This window comes from Pseudomonas sp. (assembly GCF_050739995.1).
Lineage (GTDB): Bacteria > Pseudomonadota > Gammaproteobacteria > Pseudomonadales > Pseudomonadaceae > Aquipseudomonas.
Genome location: NZ_JBOICG010000796.1, coordinates 1 through 8,710, shown reverse-complemented (window position 1 = coordinate 8,710; position 8,710 = coordinate 1). Strand labels below are relative to the sequence as shown.

The following is an 8,710-nucleotide window of genomic DNA, read 5'->3' as shown; positions in this document are numbered from 1 at the left end:
TCGGCGACACCTCGAACTGTTTCTTGAACGACCGGCTGAAGTGCGCCGAATCGGTAAACCCCCATTTGTAGGCAATCGAGGTGATCGACTCGCTCCTGAGGAACGGGTTGGTCAAGTCATCCGCACTGCGCTTGAGCCGCGCCCGCTGGATATAACGGCAGACGCTGTCGTCTTGCTCCTCGAACAAGCGGTACAGGTGGCGCACGGAAATGTTGAGCCGATTGGCCAGGCCAATCGGGCTCAGGCCCGGCTGGCTGAGGGACTCATCAATCACCTTCTGCACATAGCTGCGCAGGTTATTGCCCTGCAACGCCGCCACGCCGTCACGGCACTCATTGCCGAGTTCCAAAGCCGAGCCCAGCAGCGAGACAAATGCCGTTTGCAACGCCTCGACCTCACCCGCGCCGTCTTCGGTGTCGTCCTTGCACAACTGGTCCATCAGTACGTGCAACATACGCCCACAGGCTTTGGTCGAGGAAATCTTGCCAAAGGCACGGGCTTCACCGCCCACATGCTTGCACACGTCTGCACGCGAGAGGGACAGCGAGGCGTGTTCAATCAGGCCAAAGGGCGTGATTTCGATAGAGCCGACCGAGTCCATCAGCAGCATCTCGCCGGGGGCCAGTTGCAGGGTCTGACCGTTTTGTACGATCTGCGAGTAGCCGCTGCGCTGGCTGACCAGGAAACACTCCTGGTCGTTGTCGTGGTCGGCGTGGTGCGTCGGGCGCTTGATCAGCCCGGCGTTGGTGCGCAGGATAGCCAGGCCGCGCGGCAGCTTGTGAATTTCGCCGATGAACAGCGAGCGATTGAAGGCCAGTTCGGTATCGAAGTGACCGCACGTGGCGCGCAGCTCGCTGTTCCAGCTGTCGAGCCCGTCGTTTACCTGCTGTGGGATGCTCATGAGGTGCCTCCGCAATGGCTTCTTTTTGTTGTTCTGATGCAATAGTTAACATGTTATCTATATGCACGCAACAACTACCTGTTTGCCATTGCAGAAGCACTAATGATGCCAATCAGAGGTTCGACAATACCCGTTGCAACCCGGCCAGCGTCGCAAGCAAATGCCCGCGCTGCGCAGGGCTCAGGGCGATGTAACGCCGAAACGCCGGCATGCGATTGACCACCTCACTACCGCCCATATGCTCCAGTCGTACGCACCATTGCTGGCCCTCCAGTTCGATGCGCAGGCGTTTGAAATCAAGCGGCATCAACGCTTGGAACAATGCCTCGTCGGCCAGTAATCGCGCCTGCAACTCACGGCCCAACGCCTGGCTGCCGGAGCGGTGTCGTACGCGAACGCCATTGCGCCGAATCGCGCCGCCATGGTGCACCTCGAAGCGCCCCACGCCCCCTGCCGGAGCAGGTACGCGCAGGACAAATTCGGTCAGTACCAGGTGCATCAACAACTGCGACTCGGTGCGCTCGACAATCTCAAACGCCAAGCCACCGACTTCAAGATTCGCCAGCCCAAGATTACGCCGCAAGCGCGCCAGCGTTACCCCGGGCTGGTATCCGGCGGGGGCACGATCGGCGCGGAACCAGTCAAACAGTTTTTGCCGCAAAGTCGTCATAACCATCATGGGGCAGCCCGGGTTCGTTGTTGAATTCCTTGGCCAGCACCTCCTCCACGGAGGCCGGCTTGAAGGGGTTGACCTTCTGCACCACCAGGGTCCAGAACAGCGCATACGCCGCCGTCACGCCCAGCATCACGCCGAACGGCACGTAGATATCGGCCGGGTTCATGCCAGGAGGCGTGATAAACCACATGCCCAGCAAAATGCCGATGCTCGATACGATCTGCGGCAGCGGGAACCACGGCGAACGATAGGCCCGCGGCAAATCCGGACGGCGGATGCGCAGGATAACCACCGACACCGTCACCAGCAGGTAGGCAAAGCTCCACGCACACACCGCCGCCAGTACCAAATGCATGATGTTGTCGGTATTGCCGCCCAGGTACAGCGCGTGCAGGCAGGGAATCAGCATCGCAACAAGGATGCACAGCAGCGGCGTCTTGAAGCGCGGGTGCAGGTAAGTGAAAACCTTGGGTAGCGCACCGTCCACCGCCATGCCGTAGAGGATGCGCGGCACGCCGGCCATCAGAGTATTGATGGTGGCCGCCCCGGCAAACAGAAAGCCGATGCCCAGCCACAACGGACCGACCTGCCCCATCACCTGTTCGGCGAACTTGGGGATGGCCATGGGTGTGTCCAGCAGGTGCACACCGGACGCCGCGTCCAACACCACATTTTCCACCTGGCGTTTCATCGCCGCGCCATAGATGAACATGCAGGTGGCCACCCCCATCAGCCCCAGCATCATTGCACGTGGCATCACCTTGGCCGATTGGCGCAGGTCCGGCGCCAGCGGCGTGACGAACTCGCAGCCGACGAACATGAACATCGCCATGCCCACCAGCGACAGCACAGTGATCAGGTCGGTGCCCACCAGCGACGCACCGAACCAGCCGTCCAACTGCACCGCTGGGGCGGCGATCAGGCCCAGCACGCCAAATACCATCAGGGTGGTCCACATGCCGAAGGTGAGGATGATTTCCGCGCGGCCAAAAGCGCTGACACCAAAAGCATTCAGTACGCCGAACACAATCACGAAGCCCACGCCCAGCAGCCATGAGCCGCCCGCCGACTCGGCCAAGGTATTGAGGTGTTCGAAGTTCACCAAGGCCATGACCCCGGAGAGAATGGTTTCGGCGGTGCCGGCAAACACATGCACGATCAGGTAGGCCGACAAAGTGCCGGTGATCGCGAAAAAACGCCCCATGCCGCAGTTGATGTAGTCGTACACCGAGCCGGTGGTGGGCAGGATCGCAGCGGCTTCGGCGAAGGTGGTCGCCTGGGCCAGCATCATCACCACGGCGATCAGCATCGCCAGGGCAAACGCACTGCCACCGATGCCGAAACCCATGGTGGCGGTGAGTATTACCGGGCTGGCCATGATCAGGCCGATGGTACTGGCCAACGCGGTGGGAAAACCTACCGTACCCCGGTTTAGGTGCGCGGTGAGTCGGTCATTGCTCGACATGGTGGGGTCCTCGAAAGCGGTTTTTTTTAATGTGTCGGCACTCTGCGCCCCACCCGAGTTGCTCGTCTTGCCCCTGTCTGCCGCCGGTTTTGTTGCTCCCTGCCACAACGTATTGGCTGGCGGCCAGGGTCAATTCCCTGGCACGCAAATGAAAGACTTCAGCGCCCAGCGCTCGCCCTAATGCGCCCTCACTCTTAACCAAGATGGGGACAATAACAATGGAGCACACACTGAAAAACCGCCGCCTGCGCCAGACGGTCATGCTGGGTTTCACCTTGCTGGTCGGCCACGCCCAAGCCATCGAACTGTACGCCGATAGCGACACCAAGATCACCGGCAACTTTCTCGCCGTATACGGCATGTTCAACAGCCCCAAGAACTATGACGGCCGTAGCGGCGGCTCCACCTGGCGCGAGGCGTTCATCAAATATGGTCTGAGCGTCGAGCAAAGCCTGGCCCACTTCGGCGGGGTGTATGGCACGGCCAACCTGGTGAGTTCCGGCACTTGGGGCGATGGCGATGCGTCTGGGGTCACCAACGGCAAGGAGCACACCACCAAGTTTGATGAAGCCTTTGCCGGTTGGCGCTCCGGCGACCTGTTCCCCTCACTGGGCAAGGACGGTGTGGACCTGTCCTTCGGCCGGCAGATCATCACCCTCGGCGACGGTTTCATCGTCAACGACGACGGCCCCAACCTGGGCAAGGGTGTGGGCGATGGCCAGTTCAATCGCGGCGGCGCCTACTACATCGCCGCACGCCATGCTTTCGACAAGACCGCAGTCATCCGCCTGGGCGGCAAGGACGGCGTGCATGGCAGCCTGATGTGGATCAAGTCCGACAACCCGGCCCAGGCCATGACGGAAATGGCCGCCGGCACCCTGGACTACAGCGCCGCTCCGGGCACCTTGGGCCTGACCTATATTCACGGGATCGACGTAGACGAGCGCTTCGCCAGCGACGTGCAGCGCCAGCGCAAGGGTATGAACCTCTACAGCCTGCGCGGTGCAGGCAATGCCGGAATCGATAACGCGCACTTCGCCTTCGAACTGGCGCGCCAGGACCGTCGCGACAGCCAGGAAAACGCCGGTTACGCCGAGGCTGGCTACACCTTCGCCGACCTGCCGTGGTCACCGGACCTGACCTACCGCTATGCGCGCTATTCAAAAAACTGGGACGGTATGTTCTCAGGCTTCAACCGTGGCTACGGCACCTGGGTGCAGGGCGAAGTCGCGGGCAACTACTCCGGACCGTACAACACCAATACAGCGGTGCAACACGTGGCGCTCAAGGTCAAGCCGCTGGACAACGTCACCTTGGGCGCACTGTTTTTCGACTACAGCACCGTCAGCACGCAGGGCCAGCTGAACCTGGACGGGCGCGAGCTGGACCTGTACGCCGAGTGGGCGGTGAACGAGCACCTGATCATCACGCCGCTGCTGGGCCTGTACAAACCCAACAAGGACGCCGAGACCGGCGGCAACCAGATCGGTGGCAACGGCACCAATGTCTACAGTCAGTTGGTGGTCGCCGTACCGTTCTGACTTCCCTCGGGCGCGCAGGGACGCAGCGCCCGGACCTCGGCGTAGGTACCTTGGTGATACAACAGCGGCGCTCGCCCGAAGTCGTCGAAGGCCACCACCTTGCCGATCATGATCCAATGATCGCCGCCGTCCACTTGCTGGTATTTCTCGCAGTGAAAGCGCGCAGAGCAATCGGCGAACACCGGCGAACCGCCCTCCCCAGGCTCATACTCGATCAAGGCAAAACGGTCTTCACGAGGGCGCGCAAAGTTATTGGAGAGGTGCACCTGATCCGCCGCCAGCACGTTCACCGCAAAGTGGCTGGCCTCCTCGAATACTTCATGGCTATTGGAGCGCTTGTCGATACTCCACAGCACCAGTGGTGGGTCAAGGGACACCGAGTTGAAACTGTTGGCCGTCACGCCGACCTTGCGCCCGGAGGCGGTAGCGGCAGTGACCACGGTCACGCCAGTGGCGAAATTGCCCAGGGCGCGACGAAAGGCCCGTGGATCGAAAAGCTGGCTGTCAGACATGCAAGACTCCCGGGCGGCTGCAAACGATCGCCCTGATTATTGTTGTGGAAGAACCCATCAGACCATGCTCGGGTCCGGCTCCAGGCCCATCAGCTCACGGCCGAGGATCTGCGCGCAGACGTCGTAGTCGGTATAGGCATGGGCGCCGGTCATATGGGAATCGCGGAACAAACGCTGCATCTCGTTGTGTTCGAACCAGGCATTCCCCCCGGCTGCAGCGAACAGGCGGTCCACGGCTTCGATGCACATTTTTGTCGCGTAGGCTTGGTTGGTGCGCCAGAACGCCAAGGTTTCGCGGCTCGGATAACGCTGCGCGGCGCTGTGTTCAGCGTGGTCCTGCCAGGTCTTTTCGAGGAATGCACGGGCGGCAGCCACCTGATGCGTGGACTCGGCCAGGCGCATCAATGCCGGCGTGGCTGCGCCCACGGCAGCGCCGGTGTAGGCGCGCACGCGGTTTTTGGTTTTCTCGCGGAACACCTCCAACATGCGCTCGGCCACCCCCAGGCTGACGGTGGAGAAGCCGCTGGCGAAATACGGCCGATACGGCGCGTAGAAAATCCGGCTGTCAGGGTAAAGGCCAAAACCTGCCGACTTGCCTTCCATCATGTCCTTGGCCTTCTGGATACGGTGTTCGGGCACCCAGGCGTTGTCGATGACCAGGGTCTTGGTGCCGCTGCCTTTCATGCCGGCGGCGTACCAGTCATCGCGGATCTGATAGTCGCCGCGCGGCAGCACCGCGAAGCAGTAATCCTGGGTGCCTTCGGCGTTCTGGCGACGGCAACCGACAATCGCCCACTCGCCATGGTCACAACCACTGCTCCAGCCCATTTCACCACTGAAGTGCACGCCGCCCTCGCCCTCCGTCACACGCCCAAACGGCGCGATACTACTGCTGGCTGTGGCGTCCGGGTTCTCGCCCCAGATCTCCTGCTGCAAGATCGGCGAGAACAACGCCAACTGGTGGCTGTGAGTGCACAGCAAGCTCATGGCCCAGGCGGTGCTGGCGCAACTACCGGCGAGCAACGCGATACAGTCGGCAAACTCGGGCAACGACAGCTCCAGGCCACCGAATACCTTGGGCTGAAAAGCACGATGCAAGCCGATGCTTTTGAGCAACGCGATGTTTTCATCCGGTACCTGGCGCAGTTGTTCTGCACGCGTGGCGTTCGCCGCGATGGTGGGCAGGAGAGGCTTGAGGTCTTCGAGCAACGGGTTTGGCTTTTTCATGGAAGGCCCTGCTTATTATTGGAAGTCCGACACGCGTTCCAAGATCAGGAACGACGCAGGATGCAGGGCCAGTATCGAACGCGTTGCACAGGCGGAAAATGCACGTTTCACAGGCAAGGTTGTACTTTTCGCAAACACGGCAGGCACAGGCATAAAACCTGGCAGGCACAGTCAAGCCACTTCGGCAGCCCTTGGTTATCCTCGGTTTTTCTCAGTGAACTGCCAGGAACCTGCCATGAGCGATACCCCACTGCTGCCTCAAGTCGAAGCTTTTTTGCGTCGCCGCCATGGGCTGTTCATCGATGGCGTCAACGTGCCGAGCCATGCCGATCAGACCTTGGCCGTCACCAACCCGGCCACCGGCCAAGTCATCGCCCAGGTGGCCGATGCCGACCTTACGGATATCGACGCGGCCGTCAGCTCCGCCAACCGTGGCTTTGCGCTGTGGTCCCAGGCCGCCCCTGCGACGCGCGGCAATGTGCTGCTCAAACTGGCTGACCTGCTCGAACAAAACCGCGAAGAGCTGGCGCAGATCGAAACCTGCCAATCGGGCAAGATCATCCAGATTGCCCGCGCCTTCGAGGTCGACCAGGCCGCACATTTCTTGCGTTACTACGCCGGTTGGGCCACCAAGATCAGCGGCCAGACCATCACGCCGTCGCTACCCTCCTTCAATGGCGAGCGCTACACCGCGTTTACCCTGCGCGAACCGGTGGGTGTGGTGGTGGGTATCGTGCCGTGGAATTTCTCGACCATGATCGCCATCTGGAAACTTGCCTCGGCGCTGGTGACCGGTTGCAGCATCATCATCAAACCCAGCGAGTTCACGCCGCTGACCCTGCTGCGCATCGCCGAACTGGCGATTGAAGCAGGGCTGCCAGCCGGCGTGCTTAACGTACTGACCGGTGGCGGCCACGTCGGCAAGGGCCTGGTGGAGCACCCTGGCACCCACAAGGTGTCGTTCACCGGCTCCGTGCCCACTGGCATCGCCGTGGGCCGTAGCGCCATGGGCGCTGGTTTAACCCGTGCGACCCTCGAACTGGGCGGTAAAAACGCAGCTGGCTTCCTGCGCGACATCGACGTGGACAAAGCCGTGGAAGGCATCATCGAGGCGGGCTTTCTGCATTCCGGGCAAATCTGCGCGGCGGCCGAACGCTTCTTCGTGCACCGCTCGCAAATCGACGCCGTCCTGGAAAAACTCAGCCAGCGCCTCAGCCGCCTGACCATCGGCTCGCCCTTGGACGAACGCACCGAGTTCGGCCCGGTGACCCACCGCCAGCATCAACTGAAACTGCTCGGTTACTTCAACCAAGCCCGCGCCGAGAACAATACGATTGTCCACGGTGGCAACCTGCTCGACCGCCCAGGATGCTACGTCGAACCCACGGTCATCCTGGCCAACAGCATCAACGACACCCTGCTCAACGAAGAAACCTTCGGCCCTATCGCCACCTTCCTGCCCTACGACAGCGAAGATGAACTGCTGGCCCTGATGAACAACAGCCCCTTCGGTCTCAGCGCCAGCCTCTGGACCCACGACCTGGGCAAGGCCCTGCGCATGGTGCCGGCCATCCAGGCGGGCACGGTGTGGGTGAACATGCACACACTGCTCGACCCGGCCGTGCCGTTTGGCGGCAACCGGTCTTCGGGGGTTGGGCGGGAGTTTGGCAGTGCGTTTATCGAGGATTACACCGAGCTCAAGTCGGTGATGATTCGGTATTGAGCGAGCTTGCGATCACGAATAGCGTCGTTTACAAACATATTCAGTAACCAAGTGGTGCAGGCTCGGGGTAAACCGCAAGCTAGCGTTAATGCTCTCAAGGATTCTCTCAGGAGCAATGGATTGCGTTCAAAACCTCAAACCCACCGCTTGCGTCACGGTCGCTGCTCGGAACTCGGGCGTGGTTACCTCGTCACCATCGTCGTTCATCAACGCCAGCGATTGTTCAGCGACCTGTTCATTGGACGCCTATTGGTTGCTGAATTCCGGCAGGTTCATGAACTTGGTTTGGTCGATTCCACGGCCTGGGTAATCATGCCCGACCATATCCACTGGCTGTTTGAGCTGAAACAGCAAACGCTGGCCGACGTCATTCGGCGCATCAAGTCACGCAGTACACTGGTGATCAACCGGCATCGCCAAAGCAAGGAGCGTGTCTGGCAACCTGGCTATTACGATAGGGCCGTGCGTGTAGAGGATGATATTCGTACAATGGCACGCTATATCATCGCCAACCCACTTCGAGCCGGTTTGGTAGAACGGGTCGGGGACTATTCATTGTGGGACGCCACCTGGCTCTGAAGCTTGTAGTGAGCGGGCTTGTCCCGCGCTGGGCTGCGCAGCGGCCCCAAACCCAGGCACCTCGCTCTCACTGACACACCACACCG

At 61.0% G+C, this 8,710-nt stretch carries 7 protein-coding genes and 1 pseudogene; 3 read left to right on the top strand and 5 right to left on the bottom strand.

The window, feature by feature from the left end; translation table 11 throughout:
* From feaR to ACRESD_RS26960, 3 genes are all read right to left on the bottom strand, one after another.
* A partial coding sequence (gene feaR / locus ACRESD_RS26970) for a transcriptional regulator FeaR (RefSeq protein ID WP_431753695.1) occupies window positions 1-901 on the bottom strand: 901 nt, incomplete at its 3' end.
* A gap of 112 nt (window positions 902-1,013) precedes the next feature.
* Entirely contained in the window at window positions 1,014-1,580 is a 567-nt protein-coding gene (locus ACRESD_RS26965; RefSeq protein WP_431753694.1) for a DUF3156 family protein, read from the bottom strand.
* A complete protein-coding gene (locus ACRESD_RS26960; RefSeq protein ID WP_431753693.1) occupies window positions 1,543-3,042 on the bottom strand; it encodes an APC family permease in 1,500 nt (499 codons plus the stop codon). Before ACRESD_RS26960 ends, ACRESD_RS26965 begins: the two co-directional genes overlap by 38 nt.
* 218 nt (window positions 3,043-3,260) lie before the next feature.
* Here ACRESD_RS26960 and ACRESD_RS26955 point away from each other — a divergent pair, with 218 nt between their 5' ends.
* The gene (locus ACRESD_RS26955) at window positions 3,261-4,583 is read left to right on the top strand and encodes a hypothetical protein (protein ID WP_431753692.1); all 1,323 of its coding nucleotides are present in this window, start codon (window positions 3,261-3,263) and stop codon (window positions 4,581-4,583) included.
* Between the two features lie 32 nt (window positions 4,584-4,615).
* Here the strand turns inward: ACRESD_RS26955 and ACRESD_RS26950 are convergent.
* Together ACRESD_RS26950 and ACRESD_RS26945 are read right to left on the bottom strand one after the other, a co-directional pair.
* Window positions 4,616-5,095, bottom strand: a pseudogene (locus ACRESD_RS26950) (flavin reductase family protein); the annotation flags it as partial.
* Between the two features lie 57 nt (window positions 5,096-5,152).
* Window positions 5,153-6,322 (bottom strand): p-hydroxyphenylacetate 3-hydroxylase oxygenase component, encoded by a 1,170-nt coding sequence (locus ACRESD_RS26945; RefSeq protein ID WP_431753691.1) that lies wholly within the window; start codon window positions 6,320-6,322, stop codon window positions 5,153-5,155.
* Window positions 6,323-6,557: 235 nt separating this feature from the next.
* On the opposite strand from ACRESD_RS26945, the gene ACRESD_RS26940 reads away from it, so the two are divergent.
* Together ACRESD_RS26940 and ACRESD_RS26935 are read left to right on the top strand one after the other, a co-directional pair.
* A complete protein-coding gene (locus tag ACRESD_RS26940) occupies window positions 6,558-8,045 on the top strand; it encodes an aldehyde dehydrogenase family protein (RefSeq protein ID WP_431753690.1) in 1,488 nt (495 codons plus the stop codon).
* Between the two features lie 120 nt (window positions 8,046-8,165).
* Complete coding sequence (locus ACRESD_RS26935; protein ID WP_431753689.1) at window positions 8,166-8,624, top strand: REP-associated tyrosine transposase; 459 nt, start codon at window positions 8,166-8,168, stop codon at window positions 8,622-8,624.
* Window positions 8,625-8,710: the final 86 nt, after the last annotated feature.